This window comes from Prescottella defluvii, from assembly GCF_000738775.1.
Taxonomy (GTDB): Bacteria; Actinomycetota; Actinomycetes; order Mycobacteriales; family Mycobacteriaceae; genus Prescottella; species Prescottella defluvii.
In genome coordinates this window covers 27,949-48,826 of the sequence record NZ_JPOC01000045.1, presented here as the reverse complement: position 1 = coordinate 48,826, position 20,878 = coordinate 27,949, and the positions used below count along the sequence as shown (strand labels likewise).

The following is a 20,878-nucleotide window of genomic DNA, read 5'->3' as shown; positions in this document are numbered from 1 at the left end:
CACCCGGTTTGTCCAATATCGAAAGCGCTGCGCCGGTAATCAATCGACTCAGCCGCACATCGTGGACACCGGAAGTTCATCTTCGCACACAGACGAATCGTCGGCAGCGAAGTCCGGTTGTTATCAGTGCGCCTTGTTGTACGCTTCGGTGATTTCCGCCGAGATACGCCCACGGGAGGACACCGGATATCCGTTCCGGCGTGCCCATTCGCGAATCGCCGCGCTCTGCTCGCGGTCCACCGCAACACGCGACGAGGACGCACCGCCACCGGAGGTCACCTTGCCGCCACGACGACGGGCCGTCGCCTTGCGGGCATGCGAAACCCACACATCCAACTGCTCACGAAGCTTCGCGGCATTCTCCGAGGACAGATCGATCTCGTACTGAACCCCATCCAGGCCGAACTCGACCGTTTCATCGGCGGTGGCGTCCTGATCCACGTCGTCGATGAGAGTTACAGTGACCTTCTTTGCCATGGGGTGAATTCCTTCCGAATGACACGACGTTGCTCGGACGCGATGCGTCCAGCCGGTAACAGAATGCAATCGTACCCCTGAATCACCAAAAGCGATGACTCGGCAATAGGTGCGAAATAAAACTCCCGGTCAGCGCACGCTCGGTCGGACAATTGGGAACAAGATGGTTTCACGGATTCCCAATCCGGTGAGCGCCATCAGCAGACGGTCGATTCCCATACCCGTTCCGGTGGTCGGCGGCATACCCTGCTCCATCGCCGCCAGGAACTCCTCGTCGAGAACCATCGCCTCGTCGTCGCCGGCCGACGCCAGACGCGCCTGATCGACGAAACGCTCACGCTGAACGACCGGATCGACCAACTCCGAATACCCGGTGGCGAGTTCGAATCCGCGGATGTACAGATCCCACTTCTCCGTGACACCCGGCAGGCTGCGGTGCTGTCGGGTCAGCGGCGACGTCTCGACGGGGAAGTTCCGGACGAACGTCGGCTCGAACAACTGGTCACCGCACTGGTGTTCCCACAGTTCCTCGACGAGCTTGCCGTGGCCGTAGCCCTTGTCCTTCGGAACCTCGAGGCCCACCCGGGCGGCCAGCGCCAGCAGCTCCTCGACCGTGGTGTCCGGGGTGACCTGGACACCGATCGCCTCGGACAGCGACGGATACATCTCGAGCGTCTTCCACTCGCCGCTGAGGTCGTACTCGGTACCGTCGGCGAGCGTGACCACCTGCGTACCGAAAGCCGCCTGTGCCACCTCCTGGACGAGCTCGCGGATCATCTTCGCGGAATCGTCGTAGGTGCCGTACGCCTCGTACGTCTCGAGCATCGCGAACTCCGGAGAATGCGTCGAGTCGACGCCCTCATTGCGGAAGTTGCGGTTGATCTCGAAGACCTTCTCGATACCGCCGACCACGCAACGCTTGAGGAACAGCTCGGGCGCGATACGCAGGTACAGATCGATGTCGAGCGCATTGGAGTGCGTCACGAACGGACGGGCCGCGGCGCCACCGTGCAGCGTCTGCAGCATCGGCGTCTCCACCTCGAGGAAGCCGCGACGCTCGAGCGAACTGCGCAGCTCCCGGACGACGGCGACACGCTTGCGCGCGTTCTCCCGAGCCTCGGGGCGCACGATCAGATCCGCGTAACGCTGACGTACGCGGGACTCCTCGCTCATCTCCTTGTGCGCGACCGGCAACGGACGCAGCGACTTGGCCGCCATCTGCCACGAGTCGGCCATGACACTGAGCTCACCGCGCCGGGAACTGATGACCTCGCCCTGCACGAACACGAAGTCACCGAGGTCGACGTCGGACTTCCACGCCGCCAGGGCGTCCTCGCCGACGTTCGCGAGGCTCAGCATCGCCTGCAACTGCGTGCCGTCACCCTCCTGCAGCGTCGCGAAGCACAGCTTGCCGGTGTTCCGGACGAAGATGACGCGGCCGACGACGCCGACCTGGTCACCGGTGCTCACGTCGGGCTCCAGATCGGGGTACTTCGCACGCACCTCCGCGAGGGAATGGGTGCGCGGAACCGACACCGGGTACGGCTCCTGCCCCTGAGCGAGCAGACGCTCCCGCTTCTCGCGGCGGATCCGGAGCTGCTCGGGGGTGTCGTCTACTGGCTGGGCAGGTGCTTCACTCACGGGATACAAGACTATAGGGCGCCGCCTGCCGAGCGTGTCGCCGGTAGCACGGCAGCGACCGCGAGCACTGTGGCGGCCACGCAGTAGAGGCCGGCCCGCACGTGATTCCAGAGTGACCATCCGGTTCGATAACCGTGCCAGGCGGCCGCATCGGCCACGTCGACGGACGCGAACGCGTCGTTGCGTGGAACGTGATAGATCACGGTGACCGCGAACGCCGCGAGCACACCGGCACAGCCGAGAACCGTCACGACCCAGCCGTCGATTCGCGCCACGGAAGCCCAGATACCGGCGACGACCGCGGTGACGGCCGACCCGACCAGTGGCAGCATCAGAGCGCTGCGCGGCGCCTCGACATTGATCGCCTGCATCGACGAGATGGCGGTGTGCGCATCCACCGAACGCAGGGCGGGCATCACCACGGCAGAGAATGCGAACAATGCGCCACCCGCGACGAGCGCGCCGAACGCAGTCACCCCGACGACCGACTGCAGAACTATCTCGGAGCCCTTCACGACCACACCCCCGTTCGCGCGGCCGCGGCCGCAAAGACCGTGAAGTCGCGGGCAGGCCTTTCCAGCACCTCTTCGACAATGCCGGTGACGAATCGATTCCGGCCGTCGAGCACTTCGGAGAACAGATAGGAGAGAAGGTCGATCACCTCACCGGGGACACCGTCCGCTGCCATGCCTTCGGAAAACTGCTCCGGTCCGATTGTTTCGAACGATACGGCGCGGCCCGACGCCGCCGAGATCGCGGCGACCGCCTCTGCGAAGGGCAGCGACCGTGGACCCGTCACCTCGAGGACTCGACCGAGAAGATCGGGACGGGTCAGAGCGGCGACTGCCACCTCGGAAAGGTCGTCGAGGTCGATGAAGGGTTCACCCACGTCACCGACCGGAAGCGCCAGGTGCCCCGCGTGAATCGGTTCGAGCAGATAGCCCTCACTGAAATTCTGAGCGAACCAACTGGCGCGCACCACTGCCCATTCCAGTCCGCTGCCGGACAGGGACTCCTCGGCCTTCTGCGCTGCCGGTTCGCCCCGCCCGGACAGGAGCACGACCCTACGAACGCCTTCGGCCAGCGCGAGATCCGCGAACTCCGCAATGTGCGTACTCGATTCCGGAACAGCCAGATCCGGCGCATACGTCACGTACGCGGCGTCGACACCGGACAGGGCCGGCCCCCACGTCGCGCGATCGTTCCAGTCGAAAACCGTCTCTGAGGTCCTCGACGCGATGCGGGTGCGCACCCCCTTCGCCGTCAACCCCCGTCCAACGCGTGCACCGGTCTTACCGGTACCACCGATCACTACCGCCGTCTGAATCTCACTTGTCGAGGTCATGTACCCATTCGAACCCGAGCAGCCGATACGATCCATAGTCGAAAGTCGCAGAAACATACGCCAGCGTCTAGCGTCGGGTCATGGACGCGCTGTCGATGATGCTCGCCGGATCGAGGGCGGAGGGCGCGTTCCTTCTGCGCTCGCTGCTCGATCCCCCGTGGTCACTGCGCATCGAGGACCACGCACCCGTCACCGTGCTGGTGCTGGTGCGCGGGTCCGCAGTCGTCGTCTCGGACACCGGCCAGAGCGAGAACCTCGAGGCCGGCGACATCGCGCTCCTTCGTGGACCCGATCCGTACACGGTCGCCGACCGGCCGGACACACCGCCACACGTGCTCATCGACGAGAGCCAGAACTGCCACGCCACCGCCGGAGCACCCGCCCTGAACATGACCGACCTCGGCGTCCGGACATGGGGCAACGCGTCCGGAGGATCGACCGCGATGCTGACCGGCACCTACCGATTCGACAGCGTCCTCAGCCGGCAACTGCTCGACAGCCTCACCCCGATCGCGGTGGTACCCCGCAGCTCCGCCACCGAACCGATGATTGCCCTTCTGGCGCAACAGATCACGCTGGACAGACCCGGCCAGGACGCCCTCCTCGATCGGCTACTGGATCTCGTCCTGATCGCATCACTGCGGGAATGGTCGGCCCAGCACCCGTCACGGTCACCGAACTGGATCGCAGCCTACGACGACCCGGTCCTCGGGAATGCCCTGAAGCTGATCCACAATCAACCGGAACGGCCGTGGACCGTCGAGAGCCTGGCCCGCGAATGCAACTGTTCCCGTGCCGCTTTCGCACGAAGGTTCTCGGAGCGCATGGGAATCGGGCCGGCCGGCTATCTCAGCGAATGGCGACTGTCCGTCGCCGCCGATCTGCTGTCGGACCCCGAACGGACGGTGTCGGCGATCGCCACCGAGGTGGGCTACTCCAGTCCGTTCGCACTCACCGCCGCGTTCACCAGACACCACGGGGTGAGTCCCCGGGAGTTCCGCCGCCGGACGAATGTCACACGCGTTCAGTCCAACTGAACGTAGGCGACATCCGGCGACGGGGGGATCGTCAGTGCGCGGAGACCGTCGCGAGTTCGCGGGCGCAGTGACGCTCCCCCATCAGTGCGCCGAGCAGACCGGCCGACTTGATCGCCTTGTAGCCGCCCACCAGGTCGGTGGCCCTGTGCAGCCCCAGTTGCCGCAACGACGCCGCCGCCAGGCTGGAGGTGTAGCCCTCGGAGCACACGATCACCCATTCGACGTCGTGGTCCACCGCGAGCGCCAGGTGCGCACTGCTGGTGGGGTCGAGCCGCCATTCGAGGACGTTGCGCTCGATCGCCAGCGCACCGGGCAGCGTGCCCTCGAGCGCACGCTGCGCCTGCGGGCGGATGTCCACGAAGATCGCACCGCGCCGATAGGCCTCGGTCAGTTCGAAGACGTACATGCGGTCGATCTGCGAACGAGCGTCGACGAGCATCTGGTCGATGGTCACTTGGAGCCCCCTTCGGGCAGATCGGTCAGCTCGGTGCGGGTGCGGCGCAACGCCCCGCGATCGGTGACCTCGTAGTAGGACATGGCGGCGAGCGGCGGCGAGTACGCGTGCACGCTCAGCGTGGGTTCGGTGGTGGCAGCGGCCGGGACCGGAGCGCGCATCACGTCGTGCACCCATCCCAGCGGGAACGACGCCTGGTCGCCGGCCTCCAGGGTGCGGCGGCGCAACTCGCCACCGGTCCAGCGGTACTCCGCGAGGCTTCCGCTCAGAACCGTCAGTGCCCCGAAAGAACCTGCGTGGTCATGTAATTCGGTGGATCTGCCGGGAACCCAGCTGATCAACCAGACGTCGACGTCGTCGTCGGCGTGGAGCCGGGCCGACCACCGCTCGCGCGTCGGAAATGCGCCCGGCAGGAGGTGGTCGTGGCGGCCCTCGAGGACGTCGGCGGCACCCTGATCGGTGATGCGCAGCAGGTCCGCGGGACGCAGCCGGGAGGGCAGCGCGGAACGGAGGTGGCGGGCACCACGGTCGGAAGCGGACGTGAAGACGTCAAAAGAATATGCAGAAAGCATGAGAAGAGCTCCAGGAAGTGAAATTGGTCAAGGCAGCGTTCAGCCTCGACAACACTCCTGGGCACTCATGCAACGGGACACGTCGAACAGTGTGACACAACATCAGCAACGACGGAAGCCCACCGAACCCCGAACATGCAGTGACGCCGGTAACTCCGGGCGCTCAGACCTCGGTGCGGCGCGCACTCCGGCGCGCGAGATTGCGCTCGTACACCAGCCGGAGCCCCTCGAGCGTCAACTCCGGCTCGTGATGCTCCACCGTCTCGCATTCCGGCATGATCAGCGGCGCGCTGTCCCCCGTCGCGATCACCGCGACGTCGGGGCCGCCGAACGCGGCGAGTTCACGACGCACGCGACTGACCAGGCCGTCGACCAGGCCGGCGAATCCGAACACCGCACCCGACTGCATGCACTCGACCGTGTTCTTGCCGACCACCGATCGGGGCCGCAACAATTCCACCTTGCGGAGTGCAGCCGACTGGGAAGCGAGTGCGTCCGTGGAGATCTCGAGCCCCGGCGCGATCGCCCCGCCGAGGAACTCCCCCTTCGCGGAGACGACGTCGACACACGTCGACGTACCGAAGTCGACGATGATGCACGCACCGTCGTAGAAGTGATGCGCCGCAAGACTGTTGACGATGCGGTCGGCGCCCACTTCCTTGGGATTGTCGACCAGCAGCGGCACACCGGTCCGGACACCGGGCTCCACCACGACATGGGGAACGTGATCCCAGTACCGGCCCAGCATCACCCGGATCTCGCGCAACACCGACGGCACGGTCGAGAGCGCGGACACCCCGGTGACCTGCTCGGCGGCGGCGCCGAGCAGCCCCCGGATCTTGAGCGCCAACTCGTCGGCCGTCAACCGCGGATCGGTGCGCATCCGCCAGTCCCGCACCAGCTTCGAGTGCGAGCCGCTACCGGTGAACAGACCGAGAACGATGTTGGTGTTCCGGACGTCGACGGTGAGGAGCACCGTCTACACCAGGCTGGAGAGCATCCGCGGGGTGATCAGTCCGGAACCCTCGGGCGCGTGCGCCGGATCCGTACCGAGCTCCACCGGCTTGTTGTCGCCATCCACGAACACCACGCGCGGCGCGTACTCGCGAATCTCCTGCTCGTTCATCACGCCGTACGCGATGAGGATCACCAGGTCACCAGGATTCACCAGATGCGCTGCGGCACCGTTGATCCCGATGACACCGGAACCACGCTCACCGGTGATGACGTACGTCTCGAGGCGGGCGCCGTTGTCGATGTCGACGATCGTGACCTGCTCACCCTCGAGCAGATCGGCCGCCTCCATCAGCTCCTGATCGACGGTCACCGAACCCACGTAGTGCAGGTCCGCGTGCGTGACCGTGGCCCGGTGGATCTTCGACTTCATCATGGTGCGCAGCATCTTCGGCCCTTCGGTTTCAGTGGGAGAGGAGGTCGTCTGTGGCCGGATCGCCCGGCTGGGGGTCGCGCTCGAGGAACCCGGTCCCCACCGCGACACCGACGTTGTCGATCAGCCGGGTGGCACCGATGCGCGCGGCGACGAGCAGTCTGCCGTCACCCCGCTCCGGCGCCGGCCCGAGATCCACGCCGCGCACCTCGAGGTAGTCCACCTCGACACCCGGGGCGGACGCGAGCACGTCGCGCGCGACGGCCAGGATCCCGTCCGCACCGCCGGCGGCCGCGTGGGCGCCCGCGACGAGCGCCGCCGACAGCACGGTCGCCAGTTCACGCTGCTCGGCATCGAGATAGCGATTGCGGGAGGACAGCGCCAGGCCGTCCTGCTCGCGGACGGTCGGCACACCGACGATCCGGACGTCGAAGTTGAGGTCGCGCACCATCTGCCGGATCAGCGTCAGCTGCTGGTAATCCTTCTCGCCGAAGTACGCCGCGTTGGGTGCCGCGATCTGCAGCAGCTTCGCGACGACGGTGAGCATGCCGGCGAAGTGCGTCGGACGGCTCGCGCCCTCGAGTTCGGCGCCGAGCGGACCGGGAAGCACCGTGGTCCGCGGGCCGTCCGGGTACATCGCCGACGCGTTGGGCGCGAAGACCAGCTCGACGCCCTCCGCGCGCAGCAACTCCAGATCCGCGTCGAGGGTGCGCGGGTAGGCGTCCAGATCCTCGTTCGCGCCGAACTGCAGCGGATTGACGAAGATCGACACGATCACCACCGCACCGGTCAGCTTCGCCTGGCGGACCAGCTCGATGTGACCCGAGTGCAGGGCGCCCATCGTCGGGACGAGCGCGACCTGACGGCCGACACCCCGCAGCGCCTTCGACACCCGCGTCACGATCGCGGGGTCGTGGTGCACGGTCAGTTCGCCGCGCTTGTATCCGCCCTGCAGCGCAGAAGCTTCGGTCACAGTGCTCATCCTCGATCCTCGAGTACATCCATCAGTTCGGGCTTGGCACCCGTGCGCTGCGCAGTCCGCAGCGACAGGGCCCGGTATCCGGCGGCCAGGTCCGGATCCACATCCTCGAGAACCTCGAGGTGCTTCGCGACGGCTGCGGCGTCCCCGCGGGCGACGGGGCCGGTCAACGCCGACTGCCCCCGCCGCAGCGCGTTGTCCAGCGCCGCCGACAGCAACGGTTGCAGCACCCGCTCAGGCAACCCGTTGGGGTCGTCACCGACGAGTTCCTGGCCCATCAGTTCCTGGCCTTCGAGGGCCACCCGCAGCGCCTCGACCGCATCGACGACGAGCGTCACCAGGTGATTGCTGCCGTGCGCGAGGGCCGCGTGATAGAGCGGGCGGACGGCCTCCCGGACCCGCACCGGCTCGCCACCGATCTCCAGCACGAGGGACTGGCCGATCGCGTAGCCGATGTCGTCGGCCGCCGTGATGCCGAAGCAGGCGTCCGACAGGCGCGCGGTGTCCTCGGCGTGGCCGGTGAAGGTCATCGCCGGATGGATCGCGAGCGGGATGACGCCCTGCGCGGTGAGCGGCGCCAGGATCCCGATGCCGTTGGCACCGGACGTGTGCACGACGATCGTGCCGGGGCGCACCACCTCGGTGGCGGCCAATCCGTTGACCAGACCCGCGAGTTCGTCGTCGGGAACCGCGAGAATCAGCAGTTCGACCCGGGCCGCGACGTCGGCGACCGGCAGGATCTCGGTATCGGGAAGCCGGGTCTCGGCACGGAGAACGGAAGCGTCGGACACCGCAGAACATGCGACGACGAGATGGCCGACCCGCTCGAGCGCGGCGCCTACGGCAGTTCCGACCCGGCCCGCCGAGACGATTCCTACCGTCAATCGTGCAGGCGCAGGCCCATTGGTGATCCCGAAAGAGGTCACACTCGTCCTCTCGTTCGTTCCAGTCCCGCTCGGCGGGTACCAGACGTTCTGCGGAGAGAATAGCCCCGCGCGGAGACACGCCGCCACGGGCTAGTGACGTGATCTACAGCTCACTTCACGCTGAGCAGGGCCGGGACCTCGACGGATCACTCGGCGCGGCGACGACGGCGCGGCTCGGCACCACCCGAATCCGCCGACTTCATGTTCGCCATGATCTCGGCGACCGACAGCCCGTTGGAGTGCGCACCCCCGACGTCGGTGGCGTCCTCGGCCCGGCGCCGCGACCGCCGCGACGGTGCGGGCGACTCGCTCGCCTCGGCTTCCTCGACGGTTTCGGTGCCCGCCTCGACTGCCTCGGCTGCCTCGGCTGCTTCGGCTGGTTCGGCGGCCGGATCCGCGACCGGCTCGACGCGGGACACCGGCGCCGCCTGCGGCTCGGCGACCACGTCGACCTCGACGTCGATCGGTTCCGGAACCACCGACGTCTCAGCGGTCACCGGGTCGTCGTACGGCGATGCGAACGACGGCCCGCTCTGCGCCTGCACCGGTCGCGGGGCGGTGTTCCGTACCGGCGGCGGCGTGGCCGGCCGGAACGGGCCCGGTGCCGCGGGCCGACGGCCACCCGCCAGTTCCTGGACCCGCGTCGACTCCGCACGCAGGGCCGTCCGCTCCTCGGGCAGCCGTCCCTCGAACAGGACCTCGAGATTCTTGCGCAGCGCGGCCAGCTCTTCGCGTAGCGCCGCGATGTTCTCGGCCTCGGCCCCCAGTTCCCCGCGGACACGGGCCTCGACACCCAGCTCGTACTCGCGGCGCGCGCCGATCTCCCGCTCCAGCTGCAGCTCGTACACCTTCTGCAGGTCGCGGACCTTCGCCTTGTCGAGGGCTGATTCGCGCCGGTACTTCGTCATGGCGATGGCGCCGAGCGTCGCAGCCCACAGCGCGATCACCAGACCGACCCGCAGCAGCTGGACGCTTTCGCTGAAGATCATGAACAAAGAAGCGGCGACGGCGAGCACAACGAGACCGGCAATGATCATCTGGCTCGCACTGCGCCGGTTGCGGCGTACTGACTTGGCGCGACCCGGAACCGTCATGCAGATCAGGGTAGCCGCACTCCGCGGGAACCTCCGCCCGGACACTTCGCGGCACAGATCCCGTTTGCCCGATTACTTGTTTGCCCGATTACCCGATCGTGCAATCAGTGCGCGGGTTCGTCCGATGAGTCGTCCGGTGTCCGGCAGCAGTGCTCGAGCCACAGCGCGGCCCCCACCAGCAAGACCGCCGCAACCAGCCCGACGATGGCGCCGGGACTGTCCGACACCGCCGCCCGCAACTGCGAACGCTGCGGCCACAGGAACACCAGGAAACCTGCCCACACACCGGCGCTCGCCGCCCCGACCAGCGCCGACGCCTTCGCCAACGCCGCCGCTCGGGCCGCGGTGATCGGGTGCAGCTGCCGCGGACCCGGACCGATCGCGTGCCCGCGGACCCGGGAGCGGATCACGAACGCCATCACCGCCTCGATGAGCGCCACCGGGTACAGCGACGCCCCCGCGTAGACGGGAATCGGCGGCAGCGAGCCGTACGAGACACGCACCAGCAACCAGGTCGCGACCGCGGCCAGCAGTGTCAGCGACAACAGGTCCCAGATCCGGGTCGGCTTCATCACGGCTACCGTAGTTCCAGTCGCAGTGCCGTCCGGCGAACTCCGTCTCTTTCGGCCGCGTCGAGGCCCGCGACCAGATCGTCGACCCGGACGGCGCCGCCACCCACGTCGAGCGTCGCCTCCCGGTCCACGTCCAGCCAGGGCACCAACACGAAGGCCCGTTCGTGTGCGCGGGGATGCGGAAGAGTCAGCTCGGGATCGTCGCTGCGGATCCCGTCGCACGTGACGACGTCGACGTCCAACGTGCGCGGTCCCCACCGCTGCTCCCGAACCCGATCGGCGTCGGCCTCGAGGCGCTGTCCGCGTCGCAGCCAGCCCCGGCAGTCCGTCCCGGGATCGTCGACGATCACCGTCGCGTTCAGGAAGTCCTGTTGTTCGACACCGCCCCACGGGGCGGTCGCGTAGACCGGCGAGACCGCGACGATCCACTCACGGAGACCGTCGACGACGCCCTGCAGGTGACCGAGGCTGTCCCCGACGTTGGAGCCGATCGACAGGACCGCCCGACTCACCGGGAGCCCTCGGAACCTGCGCGCGTTCGGCTCGCGACCACCGCGACGTCCGCGAATGTCAGCGGGATCGGCGCGGACGGCTTGTGCAGCACCACCTCCACGCGCCGGACCCGCGGATCGTGCATCACGTCGTCCGCGATCTCCGCGGCCACCGTCTCGATCAGGTCCCGCGCGGGACCGGCGACGATAGTCGCGGCACGCTGCGCGAGGTCGCCGTAGTCGAAGGTGTCGTTCAGATCGTCCGACGCCGCCGCCGGCGCCAGATCCATCCACAACGTCACATCGACGAAGAAGTCCTGACCGTCCCGCTTCTCGTGATCGAACACCCCGTGGTTGCCGCGGACCTTCAGCCCCCGCAACTCGATGCGATCGCCCGCGACACCGCTGCCGTCACTCACCGCCACCTCCTGGCACGTCACCGATGGAACTCGGGTTCTCGGAACCCCTCGCCCACGCCTCCGCGACCGCGATCGCGTCGAGCGAGGCCTGCGCATCGTGCACCCGCACGCCCCACGCGCCGTGAGTCACCGCGAGGGCGGACACCACCGCCGTCGCCACCTCGCGACCGGCCGGCGGCCGCACGGCACCGTCCGGGTCCGCGAGCAGCGACCCGAGGAAACGCTTGCGGGACGCCCCGATCAGGACCGGGAAACCGAGCTCCACCAATTCCGGGAGCCGATTGAGCAACTGCCAGTTGTGGTGCTGATCCTTGACGAAACCGAGGCCCGGATCCAGCGCGATCGACTTCGGATCCACCCCGGCCGCGACAGCCGCGTCCACCTGGACCAGCAGCTCGTCGCGGACGTCCCGGACCACGTCGTCGTAGTGCGTCGACCCGCCGGCGTGGACGAAATCGCCGGTGGGACGCCAGTGCATCAGGATCCAGGGCACGCCCGCATCGGCGACCACCCGGGCCATGTCCGCGTCCGCGCGTCCACCCGACACGTCGTTGACGATGGTGACTCCGGCCTCGACAGCCGCCTGCGCCACCGACGCCCGCATCGTGTCGACGCTGACGGTGATGCCCTCGGCCACCAGCTCGGCGATCACCGGCGCGACCCGGGCCGCCTCGACCGCGGGGTCGACGCGGGCAGCCCCCGGCCGGGTGGACTCACCTCCGACGTCCACGATGTCGACACCCAGATCGCGCAGACGCACGCCGTGCGCGACCGCGGCATCCCGGTCGAGGAATCGGCCCCCGTCGGAGAACGAATCGGCGGTCACGTTGAGGACGCCCATCACGACGGGGCGGCCCGGGTTCGGTAAGACGATCACTTGCGCAGGATCAGATCCAGAGCCTCGGCACGGGAGGCGGAGTTCGACTGGAACAGCCCCCGCACCGCTGACGTCGTGGTGCTCGCACCGGGCTTACGGATGCCGCGCATCGCCATGCACAGGTGCTCGGCCTCGACGACGACGATCGCACCGCGGGGATCGAGTTTGCGCATCAACGCGTCGGCGATCTGGCTCGTGAGCCGCTCCTGCACCTGCGGACGCTTCGCGTAGAGATCGACGACCCGCGCCAGCTTCGACAGTCCCGTCACCCGACCGGTCGGGCCGGGGATGTAGCCGACATGCGCGACGCCGTGGAACGAGACCAGGTGGTGCTCACAGGTGGAGTACATGGGGATGTCGCGCACCAGCACGAGTTCCTGATGTCCCTCGTCGAACGTCGTGTTCAGCACGTCGTCCGGCTCGGTGTAGAGGCCTGCGAACACCTCACGGTAGGCGCGTGCGACACGCGCCGGAGTGTCGAGCAGTCCCGGGCGGTCGGGATCCTCACCGACCGCGATCAACAGTTCACGAACCGCGGCCTCGGCCCGTGCCTGATCGAAAGGCCTACCCGTCATGAGCGCGACCGGCTCACTTCCCAGCTGGTTCACCGACAACCGACCGCACCTCCAGTATCGGGGCTGAATGCCCTGGCCCACCCTGATAACGGGGGTGAGCCAGGGCTAAGCCTAGTTGCGAGCCGACTACTGCGGCCCGCTCGGCCCCTCCCATGCCTGTGTGGGCGTATCGCCATCGGACCGTCCGGTCCGTTGATCGCCAGGTCGGTGGCCCGGACGCCCCTCCGGATCGGTGGGCTGCTGCTGCTGCGGCGGATCCCACTGCGGGTACGGCTGCCAGCCACTCGGGTTCTGCGGGCGACCCTGGTCGGCCGGTTCCTGCGGCGGCCAGCCCGGCGCGGACCAGCCGGCGGGCGCACCGTAATCCGGTCGGGTGCCCTGCGCCGGCGGGGCCGGATGCTGCGGGTGCGACTGCGGGTGCCGCGGCTGATCGGGTGCCCCGTAGCCGTTGGCGGGCGGCGCCGGAACCGTGTCCCGCTTGACGAACGTCGGCTGCGCCACCTCGGGCGTCGGCTCGGGCTCGACGGCCGGCGGCCACGTCTCGCCGCGCTCGACGGCGAGTTCCCGCGGCGTCTTGATCGGCGGCTTGGTCGACGGTGTGCGTCCACCGAAATCGTTGAACGCGGTGATGCGGGGCCGCTTCTCGACGGCCGTGAAGATCTGCTCGAGATCCTTGCGGGTGAGCGTCTCACGCTCGAGCAGTTCGCGCGCCAGGATGTCGAGGACATCGCGGTACTCGTTGAGGATCGACCACGCCTCGGTGTGCGCGGCCTCGATCAGGTTGCGCACCTCCTCGTCGATCTCGCGGGCCACCTCGTGCGAGTAGTCGGAGTTCATGCCCATCGAGCGGCCCAGGAACGGGTCGCCCTGCTCCTGGCCGTAACGGACGGCGCCGAGCTTGGCGCTCATGCCGTACTCGGTCACCATCGCGCGGGCGATCTTGGTGGCCTGGTCGATGTCCGACGACGCACCCGTCGTGGGCTCGTGGAAGACGAGTTCCTCGGCGGCGCGCCCACCCATCGCCATCACCAGGCGCGCGATCATCTCCGACCGGGTCATCAGACCCTTGTCGTCCTCGGGCACGGTCATGGCGTGACCACCGGTGCGGCCGCGGGCCAGGATCGTGACCTTGTAGATCGGCTCGATGTCCGGCATCGCCCACGCCGCGAGGGTGTGTCCGCCCTCGTGGTACGCGGTGATCTTCCGCTCGTGCTCCGAGATGATCCGGCTCTTGCGGCGCGGACCACCGATCACGCGGTCGACGGACTCCTCGAGCGACGCCTCGGTGATCACGGTGCCGTTCTCACGCGCGGTGAGCAGGGCGGCCTCGTTGATGACGTTGGCGAGGTCTGCGCCGGACATGCCGACGGTGCGCTTCGCGAGACCCTCGAGGTCGGCGTCCTGCGCGATCGGCTTGCCCTGCGAGTGGACCTTGAGGATCGCGCGGCGACCGGCCAGGTCGGGGGCACCGACGGGGATCTGCCGGTCGAACCGGCCCGGACGCAGCAGAGCCGGGTCGAGGATGTCGGGGCGGTTGGTCGCGGCGATCAGGATGATGCCCTGGCGGTCACCGAAGCCGTCCATCTCGACGAGCAGCTGGTTGAGGGTCTGCTCGCGCTCGTCGTGTCCACCGCCCAGTCCGGCGCCACGCTGGCGGCCGACCGCGTCGATCTCGTCGACGAAGATGATGCAGGGGCTGTTCTGCTTGGCCTGCTCGAACAGGTCACGCACGCGGGACGCACCGACACCGACGAACATCTCGACGAAGTCCGAACCGGAGATCGTGAAGAACGGCACCCCGGCCTCGCCGGCGACGGCGCGCGCCAGCAGCGTCTTGCCGGTGCCGGGCGGGCCGTACAGCAGCACGCCCTTCGGGATCTTCGCGCCGAGCGCCTGGTAGCGCGCGGGATTCTGCAGGAAGTCCTTGATCTCGTACAGTTCCTCGACCGCCTCGTCGGCGCCCGCGACGTCCGCGAACGTCGTCTTGGGCATGTCCTTCGAGAGCTGCTTGGCCTTGGACTTGCCGAAGCCCATCATTCCGCCGCGTCCACCGCCCTGCATGCGCTGCATGACGAAGAAGAAGATGCCGAGCAGGATGATCATCGGCAGCACGAACAGCAGGAGCGACGTCAGCCAGCTCTCCTGCGTCACGCTGGTGTTGAACTCCTGCGCCCCGGACGCCGCGACCTTGTCGAACATCTGCTCGGACGCCGCGGCGGGGTACTTGGCGATGATCTGGTTCGAATCCTGGGTCGCCTCGTTGCCGTCCTTGAGCCACAGGCGCACCTGCTGCTCGCGGTCGTCGATCTGCGCCTTCTCGACGTTCTTGGAGTCGAGCTGCGAGATCGCCACCGAGGTGTCGACCGACTTGAACCCGCGCGTGTCGTTACCGAAGTAACTGAAGGCGTAGATCACCAACAGGACACCGGCGACTATCGCCAGGTTGCGGAACACAGTCTTGCGGTTCATACAGGTTCGGCCACGGCGGCCGGTCCTTTCGATAGTGCGGGCTACGCTCGTGCAGGTACGGGGTCGACGGTCCGGATCACCGGGCAGTCGGCGTTCGGGCTGCTCGGACACCTCAGATTACCGCGAACGATGATGCTCGATGCCTGGTAGCAACCATCCACTCCGAGAAGTGGAATCAATCCTTTCAACGCACGCCGACCCCGCTCGGGTTCCCGTCGGCGGCCGAAATCACCCCGCAGGCGGCGATCGTGCGGCAAGTCACACGGGTGTGTGCCGCGGCCAGGGCTGGCGCCGTTCGAGTTCGGCCGCCACCGCGAGCACCGTCGACTCCCCGCCCGGGGGCGCGACGACCTGGACCGCGATCGGCGTACCGGACGTGGGATGCATCCCGACCGGCACGCTGGCGGCGGGCCAGCCGAGCACGTTCCACATTGCGCTGAACGGGGCATATCGTACATTTGCGACCAGGTTGGCCGCCCACGACTTCTCGCTCCAGGCGAGCGCCTCGATCGGCGGTCGGGCCAGCACCGGCGTCAACACCACGTCGTACGCGGTGAAGAAGGAGCGCATGCGCGCCTCGAGCCGATCCACCTGTGACCGGCGCACCAGCCCGGCACGGTTGACCGCCCGCCCGATCGCGGCGTGCCGCCGGGTCCGGGGCTGGAGCAGCGCCGGATCGAGGCCGGCGGCGTCGTCGGCGGTGCCGGCCAACCAACGTAGGAATGCCGCCGACATGTTCGGCGGGTAGGGCACCCGCGTCTCGCTGACCCGGTGCCCGGCCTCCCCCAGCAGCCGGCCGGTCTGCTCGGTGCCGCGCGCCCAGTCCGCGTCGACGCGGATGATCGGCGACGACGCGTTGACCGCGACGCCGACGCGCAGCGGTCGCGACGCCGGGACCGCGGCGAGCGACGGCTCGTCGGCCAGCACCGACAGCATCAGTGCCGCGTCCGACACGGTCGTCGCGATCGGCCCGTTCTCCGACATCCCGAACCACGAGTGCGCACCCAGTTCGGCGGGCACCATCCCGCGGCCCGGCTTGATGCCGAACACGCCGCACGCGGCCGACGGGATCCGGATCGAGCCCATGCCGTCGGCGGCCAGCGCGATCGGCACCATGCCGTCGGCGACGGCGGCGGCGGAACCGCCGGACGATCCGCCGGGGACCAGGTCCGGGTTCCACGGGTTGCGGGTGATCACGCCCGGCGAGTCGACCGCACCCCATACGCACAGTTCCGGCACCGCGGTCAGCCCGATCGGGATCGCCCCGGCCGCACGCAACCGGGCGACCGTGGGGTGGTCGTGGGCGGACGGGCGCGGATCGGTCGCCACCGAACCGTCCCGCATCGGCTCGCCCTCGACCTCGACGTTGTCCTTGATCGCGACCGGGACCCCGGCCAGGGGCAGGTCGGAGAGATCCGGCCGCTGCGCGAGGTCCCGCGCCTGCGCCAGCGCCCGGTCCCGCATCACCCGCACGAAGGCGTTGATGCGGGGATCGCGCTCCCCGATTCGGCGCAACGCGTCCTCGACCACGGCTACCGGCGACAACGCGCCGGAACGCACCCGGGCAGCGATGGAAACTGCGGTGTACTCCTCGACCAGATGATCCTGCACCTGCCGAGTATGCAGCCGACGGCGATATCATTTCGAGTACCCCGAGGGGTGAGTTCACCCCACCCTCCGGCCGCTGCCCTCTCCCGAACGGTGACGAGTGATGGATGGCCCAGGTTCGGCACGCACTGGTGCGACAGACCTCGCTGCGACGACGGCTCCCACGGCCGCGGCCGGAGCGTCGCTGGATCCGGGCACGCAGACGGTGTCGTTCCTGGCCGACGTGGTGGCCCGGTTCGCGGCCGAGTGGGAGGCCACCGGCCGGCCCCCCGATCTCGAGGTCTTCCTGCCCGGCGGACTCGCCGTGGGCGATGCGTTGCGGCGCGCAGCCCTGGTGGAGTTGATCAAGGTCGACCTCGATTTCCGGCTGTTGCACGCCGACCGGCCGAAGCCGCTGACGGACTATCGCTCCGAGTTCGCGGACCTGCAGTCGAAACCGCTGCCCGCCGACCTGATCTACGAGGACTTCCACCTGCGCCGGCGCTGCGGCCGGGTCGCCGACGCGGAGGCGTACGCGCGGGAGTTCCCCGAACTGGCCGAGCAGTTGGCCCGGGTCGGCAACGGTGCCGGCGACTACCGCAGCACGCTCGTCGTGACGCCCGGCGCGCAGCACGCCCTCGACCGGGTGGACGTCGGCGACTGCATCGACGACTTCGATCTGCTGACCGGTCTGGGCCGCGGATCGTTCGCGCGGGTGTTCCTGGCGCGGCAGCGGTCGATGCAGCGGCTGGTCGCGGTGAAGATCTCCCACGATCACGGCACCGAGCCGCAGACCCTGGCCCAGCTGGACCACGACTACATCGTGCGGGTGTTCGACCAGCGACTGCTGACGGACCGCGAGCTGAAGCTGCTGTACATGCAGTACGTGCCGGGCGGCACGCTGCTCGACGTGCTGCGTCGGGTGCGGGCGGTTCCGGACGATCCGCAGCTTCCGCGAACCGGTCAGCTGCTGCTCGACGCGATCGACGAGACGCTCGAACGCAAGGGTGAGATCCGGCCCAGCGACTCGAGTGTGCGGGACGAGATCGCCGGGCTGACGTGGCCGGAGACGGTGGCGTGGCTGGGGCGACGGCTCGCGGACGCCCTCGACTACGCCGACAGCCGCGGCGTGCTGCACCGGGACATCAAGCCCGCGAACGTGCTGCTGACGTCTGAGGGCGTCCCGAAGCTGGCGGACTTCAACATCAGTTTCAGCGACCGTGTCGCCGGCACCAGCCCGGTCGCGTATTTCGGCGGCTCACTGGCGTACATGTCGCCCGAGCAGCTCGAGGCGTGTCACCCGGAGCTTCCGGGCACGGCCGCCGACCTCGACGTCCGCAGCGACCTCTACGCGCTAGGGGTGATGCTGTGGGAACTGCTGACCGGACGTCGCCCGTTCGACGACGACCGCGACGCAGGCGAATCGGCGACGTCGCTCGAGCGCATGCTGGCGCTGCGCCGACGCGACATCGATCCGCAGTTCCATGACGAACTGCCCGACGACTGTCCCGCGGCGCTGCGGCGGGTGCTGCTGACGTGCCTGAAGCCGGACCCCGACGACCGCTGGGCGACGGGGGCACAGTTGGCGCAGCAGTTCGATCTGTGCCTCGACGCCCGGGCCCGGGACCTCGTCGACCCGCCGCCGACCAGTTGGCGGTACCGGCTGCGGCCGTGGTTCGTACCGATCGTCGCGCTCGGGGTGGGCGGGCCGAACGCACTGGCGGCGGTCTACAACTACCACCACAACCAGACGCTGATCATCGACGAACTGTCCGCCGAGGCCCAGCGGAGGTTCGTCGAGATCTCCCAGGTGATCAACAGCGTCCTGTTCCCGCTCGGGTTCCTGCTGATCGTGTACTTCTGCCGCAACGTGATCTCGGTGCCGCGGGGCCTGCGCAAGGGCCGCACCTACGATGCCGCGACCCTCGCGAAGGCCCGGGTCGACACCCTGCTGATGGGCGACCGGATCGTCGCCATCGTGTTCGCGTTGTGGCTGGTGGCCGGGATCGTCTTCCCGGTGTCACTCCAGATCGCGGCGGGCGGTCTCCCGCAGGGGGCCTACGTCCACTTCCTGGGGTCGCAGATCGTGTGCGGGGCCATCGCCGTCGCGTACCCGTTCTTCCTGGTGACGTTCTACGCGGTGCGCTGCCTGTACCCGTCGCTACTGCCGCACGGAATCACCAGCAGCAGCGACGAACGGCGCCTACGCGGACTCGACCGGCGCAGCACCCTGTACCTCGCGGTGGCCGCGTCGGTGCCGCTGATCGGAGTGGCCGGGGTGACGTTCCTGTCCCCCGACGAGATCTCGGCCGTCATCTACGCGGTGCGGGTGCTGTGCGTCGGCGGCGTGATCGCGTTCGTGCTCGTGTACTGGCTGTTCCGCCTGCTGGAGGCGGACCTGCTCGCGCTCGAACGCGTCGTGTCGCAGGGGAACTATCCGCCGTACACCTTGGGGTCGAGGGTGCCGATGTAGGGCAGGTCGCGGTAGCGCTCGGCGTAGTCCAGGCCGTAGCCGACGACGAACTCGTCGGGGATGTCGAAGCCGACGTGCGCGACCTCGACGTCGACCTTGACGGCCTCGGGCTTACGCAGCAGCGTCACGACCTCGAGCGACGCCGGGTTGCGGGTCTTGAGGTTGCGCATCAGCCAGGACAGCGTCAGACCGGAGTCGATGATGTCCTCGACGATCAGCACGTGGCGGCCGGCGATGTCCTTGTCGAGGTCCTTGAGGATCCGCACGACACCGGACGACGACGTCGACGAGCCGTACGAGCTGACCGCCATGAACTCCATCTGGGTGGGGATCGACAGTGCCCGCGCGAAGTCGGTCATGAAGAAGATCGCGCCCTTGAGGACACCGACCAGCAGCAGGTCGCCTTCCGGCGCACCGACCGGATAGCGCTCGGCGATCGCCTCGGCCAGTTCGGCCGTGCGCTCCTTGATCTGCTCCTCGGAGATGAGTACCGATGCGATGTCGCCCTCGTACACGGAGCATTCCCTTCAGTCGTTCACGAACCCCGTCGACAGCCTGCCACGCCGCCGGGATGCAACCAACCTGACTCCCGGTCTTCCGCCTCCGACGGCGACGCCGCCCTGCCCCCGCCACCGCCCGACCAACTCGTCCACGGCACGCAACTGCCGGTCGGTGAGCGACTTCGCGCCGCGGTCGTGGAGCCACGACCGCAGGACACGGCGCCGCACCGCGACCGGGACGTCGGTCAACCGTTCGACCAGGAGGTCGTCGCCGTCGCGGGCGGTCGCGAAGGCCTGCCGGGAAAGTGTGTCGAGCACCTCGCCGTCCTCGCGGAGGTGTTCGGCGGTCCGGGCCAGGGCCGGCGCGACGCCGCCACCGAGGACGTCCTCGAGCAGGGGCAGCACCTCGGTGCGCAGTCTCACCCGGGTGAACCCGGGATCGGAGTTGTGCGGGTCCTCGTACGGTGCGAGTCCCAGTTCCGCGCACGCGGTCCGGGTGGTCGCCCGGCGCACCCCGAGCAGCGGACGCCCCCACGGTGCGTCGTACTCGGCCATGCCGCGGATCGAGCGACCGCCGGACCCGCGGGCCAGGCCCAGCAGCACCGTCTCGGCCTGGTCGTCGAGGGTGTGCCCGAGCAGGACGGGACGACCGTGCCGACCGGCGTCGAGGGCCGCGTACCGGGCGGTGCGGGCGGCGGCCTCGAGCCCGCCCGGGCCCGTCACGTCGACCGCCACGACGTCGGCGCCGGCGCAGCCGAGCGTGAGCGCGCGGGCGGCCGCGGCGGCGGCGACGGCCCCGGAACCGTCCTGCAGTCGGTGATCGACGACGAGTGCCCGCACCGCGGGCGCCTCCGCGACGGCGGCGGCGGCCAGGGCGAGGGAGTCCGCCCCACCCGAGAGCGCGACGACGACGCCTCCAGCCGGTTCGTGCCGCGCCAGCCACGCCCGCACCGCGTGCCGGATCTCGAGGATCGCGGGGGCCTCGGGCAGCGCCACCGGTGCC

The 20,878-nt window shown here is 68.8% G+C and carries 22 protein-coding genes; 2 read left to right on the top strand and 20 right to left on the bottom strand.

Annotation, left to right across the window (positions count from 1 at the left end; translation table 11 throughout):
- Positions 1-123: 123 nt before the first annotated feature.
- From IJ15_RS0116670 to IJ15_RS27080, 4 genes are all read right to left on the bottom strand, one after another.
- The gene (locus tag IJ15_RS0116670; protein ID WP_031939481.1) at positions 124-477 is read right to left on the bottom strand and encodes a histone-like nucleoid-structuring protein Lsr2; all 354 of its coding nucleotides are present in this window, start codon (positions 475-477) and stop codon (positions 124-126) included.
- A gap of 129 nt (positions 478-606) precedes the next feature.
- A complete protein-coding gene (gene lysS, locus IJ15_RS0116665; RefSeq protein ID WP_031939480.1) occupies positions 607-2,118 on the bottom strand; it encodes a lysine--tRNA ligase in 1,512 nt (503 codons plus the stop codon).
- Positions 2,119-2,129: 11 nt separating this feature from the next.
- Positions 2,130-2,633 carry an anthrone oxygenase family protein gene (locus IJ15_RS0116660; RefSeq protein WP_031939479.1) on the bottom strand — a complete coding sequence of 168 codons (504 nt, stop codon included), beginning with the start codon at positions 2,631-2,633 and terminating at the stop codon, positions 2,130-2,132.
- Positions 2,630-3,100, bottom strand: coding sequence for a Rossmann-fold NAD(P)-binding domain-containing protein (locus IJ15_RS27080; RefSeq protein ID WP_407984091.1), 471 nt, complete (start codon positions 3,098-3,100; stop codon positions 2,630-2,632). The genes IJ15_RS0116660 and IJ15_RS27080 overlap by 4 nt, the downstream gene beginning before the upstream one ends.
- 443 nt (positions 3,101-3,543) lie before the next feature.
- Between IJ15_RS27080 and IJ15_RS0116650 the strand changes: the two genes are divergently transcribed.
- Positions 3,544-4,500 (top strand): AraC family transcriptional regulator, encoded by a 957-nt coding sequence (locus IJ15_RS0116650; RefSeq protein WP_031939477.1) that lies wholly within the window; start codon positions 3,544-3,546, stop codon positions 4,498-4,500.
- Between the two features lie 31 nt (positions 4,501-4,531).
- Here the strand turns inward: IJ15_RS0116650 and IJ15_RS0116645 are convergent, their stop codons facing one another.
- From IJ15_RS0116645 to IJ15_RS0116580, 14 genes are all read right to left on the bottom strand, one after another.
- Positions 4,532-4,954 carry a rhodanese-like domain-containing protein gene (locus tag IJ15_RS0116645; protein WP_031939476.1) on the bottom strand — a complete coding sequence of 141 codons (423 nt, stop codon included), beginning with the start codon at positions 4,952-4,954 and terminating at the stop codon, positions 4,532-4,534.
- Positions 4,951-5,526: a cysteine dioxygenase gene (locus IJ15_RS0116640; protein ID WP_081880776.1), complete on the bottom strand. Its 576-nt coding sequence runs from the start codon at positions 5,524-5,526 to the stop codon at positions 4,951-4,953. Before IJ15_RS0116640 ends, IJ15_RS0116645 begins: the two co-directional genes overlap by 4 nt.
- Before the next feature lie 163 nt (positions 5,527-5,689).
- Complete coding sequence (locus IJ15_RS0116635; protein ID WP_031939474.1) at positions 5,690-6,502, bottom strand: type III pantothenate kinase; 813 nt, start codon at positions 6,500-6,502, stop codon at positions 5,690-5,692.
- 3 nt (positions 6,503-6,505) lie between these two features.
- Positions 6,506-6,928, bottom strand: coding sequence for an aspartate 1-decarboxylase (panD, locus tag IJ15_RS0116630; protein WP_031939473.1), 423 nt, complete (start codon positions 6,926-6,928; stop codon positions 6,506-6,508).
- A 16-nt stretch (positions 6,929-6,944) separates the two neighbouring features.
- Positions 6,945-7,895 carry a pantoate--beta-alanine ligase gene (gene panC, locus IJ15_RS0116625; protein ID WP_031939472.1) on the bottom strand — a complete coding sequence of 317 codons (951 nt, stop codon included), beginning with the start codon at positions 7,893-7,895 and terminating at the stop codon, positions 6,945-6,947.
- Positions 7,892-8,818, bottom strand: a complete 927-nt coding sequence (locus IJ15_RS0116620) for a Rossmann-like and DUF2520 domain-containing protein (RefSeq protein WP_031939471.1) — start codon at positions 8,816-8,818, stop codon at positions 7,892-7,894. Before IJ15_RS0116620 ends, panC begins: the two co-directional genes overlap by 4 nt.
- A 146-nt stretch (positions 8,819-8,964) precedes the next feature.
- Positions 8,965-9,912 (bottom strand): DUF6779 domain-containing protein, encoded by a 948-nt coding sequence (locus tag IJ15_RS0116615; RefSeq protein ID WP_051919026.1) that lies wholly within the window; start codon positions 9,910-9,912, stop codon positions 8,965-8,967.
- A 104-nt stretch (positions 9,913-10,016) separates the two neighbouring features.
- Positions 10,017-10,484, bottom strand: a complete 468-nt coding sequence (locus IJ15_RS0116610) for a DUF3180 domain-containing protein (RefSeq protein ID WP_031939469.1) — start codon at positions 10,482-10,484, stop codon at positions 10,017-10,019.
- A gap of 5 nt (positions 10,485-10,489) precedes the next feature.
- Positions 10,490-10,996 carry a 2-amino-4-hydroxy-6-hydroxymethyldihydropteridine diphosphokinase gene (gene folK, locus IJ15_RS0116605; RefSeq protein WP_031939468.1) on the bottom strand — a complete coding sequence of 169 codons (507 nt, stop codon included), beginning with the start codon at positions 10,994-10,996 and terminating at the stop codon, positions 10,490-10,492.
- On the bottom strand, positions 10,993-11,394 hold the full coding sequence (gene folB, locus IJ15_RS0116600) for a dihydroneopterin aldolase (RefSeq protein ID WP_031939467.1): 402 nt from the start codon (positions 11,392-11,394) through the stop codon (positions 10,993-10,995). Before folB ends, folK begins: the two co-directional genes overlap by 4 nt.
- Positions 11,387-12,235 carry a dihydropteroate synthase gene (folP, locus tag IJ15_RS0116595; RefSeq protein WP_081880775.1) on the bottom strand — a complete coding sequence of 283 codons (849 nt, stop codon included), beginning with the start codon at positions 12,233-12,235 and terminating at the stop codon, positions 11,387-11,389. The genes folB and folP overlap by 8 nt, the downstream gene beginning before the upstream one ends.
- Positions 12,236-12,267: 32 nt before the next feature.
- Positions 12,268-12,885 carry a GTP cyclohydrolase I FolE gene (gene folE, locus IJ15_RS0116590; RefSeq protein ID WP_031939465.1) on the bottom strand — a complete coding sequence of 206 codons (618 nt, stop codon included), beginning with the start codon at positions 12,883-12,885 and terminating at the stop codon, positions 12,268-12,270.
- Between the two features lie 87 nt (positions 12,886-12,972).
- A complete protein-coding gene (gene ftsH / locus IJ15_RS0116585; protein WP_031939464.1) occupies positions 12,973-15,315 on the bottom strand; it encodes an ATP-dependent zinc metalloprotease FtsH in 2,343 nt (780 codons plus the stop codon).
- A gap of 258 nt (positions 15,316-15,573) precedes the next feature.
- Entirely contained in the window at positions 15,574-16,926 is a 1,353-nt protein-coding gene (locus IJ15_RS0116580; protein ID WP_081880774.1) for an amidase, read from the bottom strand.
- 100 nt (positions 16,927-17,026) lie between these two features.
- Between IJ15_RS0116580 and IJ15_RS0116575 the strand changes: the two genes are divergently transcribed.
- Positions 17,027-19,375 carry a serine/threonine-protein kinase gene (locus IJ15_RS0116575; RefSeq protein WP_156112129.1) on the top strand — a complete coding sequence of 783 codons (2,349 nt, stop codon included), beginning with the start codon at positions 17,027-17,029 and terminating at the stop codon, positions 19,373-19,375.
- Here IJ15_RS0116575 and hpt read toward each other — a convergent pair.
- Entirely contained in the window at positions 19,336-19,890 is a 555-nt protein-coding gene (gene hpt / locus IJ15_RS0116570) for a hypoxanthine phosphoribosyltransferase (RefSeq protein ID WP_031939461.1), read from the bottom strand. The genes IJ15_RS0116575 and hpt overlap by 40 nt on opposite strands.
- Before the next feature lie 12 nt (positions 19,891-19,902).
- Positions 19,903-20,871: a tRNA lysidine(34) synthetase TilS gene (tilS, locus tag IJ15_RS0116565; protein ID WP_031939460.1), complete on the bottom strand. Its 969-nt coding sequence runs from the start codon at positions 20,869-20,871 to the stop codon at positions 19,903-19,905.
- Positions 20,872-20,878 lie beyond the last annotated feature (7 nt).

Bases quoted from the DNA above. Each gene is read 5' to 3' on its own strand.
- IJ15_RS0116615 (WP_051919026.1), bottom strand. From the start codon at position 9,912: ATGACGGTTCCGGGTCGCGCCAAGTCAGTACGCCGCAACCGGCGCAGT.
- IJ15_RS0116575 (WP_156112129.1), top strand. From the start codon at position 17,027: ATGGATGGCCCAGGTTCGGCACGCACTGGTGCGACAGACCTCGCTGCG.
- IJ15_RS0116640 (WP_081880776.1), bottom strand. From the start codon at position 5,526: ATGCTTTCTGCATATTCTTTTGACGTCTTCACGTCCGCTTCCGACCGT.
- folP (WP_081880775.1), bottom strand. From the start codon at position 12,235: ATGGGCGTCCTCAACGTGACCGCCGATTCGTTCTCCGACGGGGGCCGA.
- IJ15_RS0116670 (WP_031939481.1), bottom strand. From the start codon at position 477: ATGGCAAAGAAGGTCACTGTAACTCTCATCGACGACGTGGATCAGGAC.
- panC (WP_031939472.1), bottom strand. From the start codon at position 7,895: ATGAGCACTGTGACCGAAGCTTCTGCGCTGCAGGGCGGATACAAGCGC.
- IJ15_RS0116650 (WP_031939477.1), top strand. From the start codon at position 3,544: ATGGACGCGCTGTCGATGATGCTCGCCGGATCGAGGGCGGAGGGCGCG.
- ftsH (WP_031939464.1), bottom strand. From the start codon at position 15,315: ATGAACCGCAAGACTGTGTTCCGCAACCTGGCGATAGTCGCCGGTGTC.
- IJ15_RS0116610 (WP_031939469.1), bottom strand. From the start codon at position 10,484: ATGAAGCCGACCCGGATCTGGGACCTGTTGTCGCTGACACTGCTGGCC.
- panD (WP_031939473.1), bottom strand. From the start codon at position 6,928: ATGCTGCGCACCATGATGAAGTCGAAGATCCACCGGGCCACGGTCACG.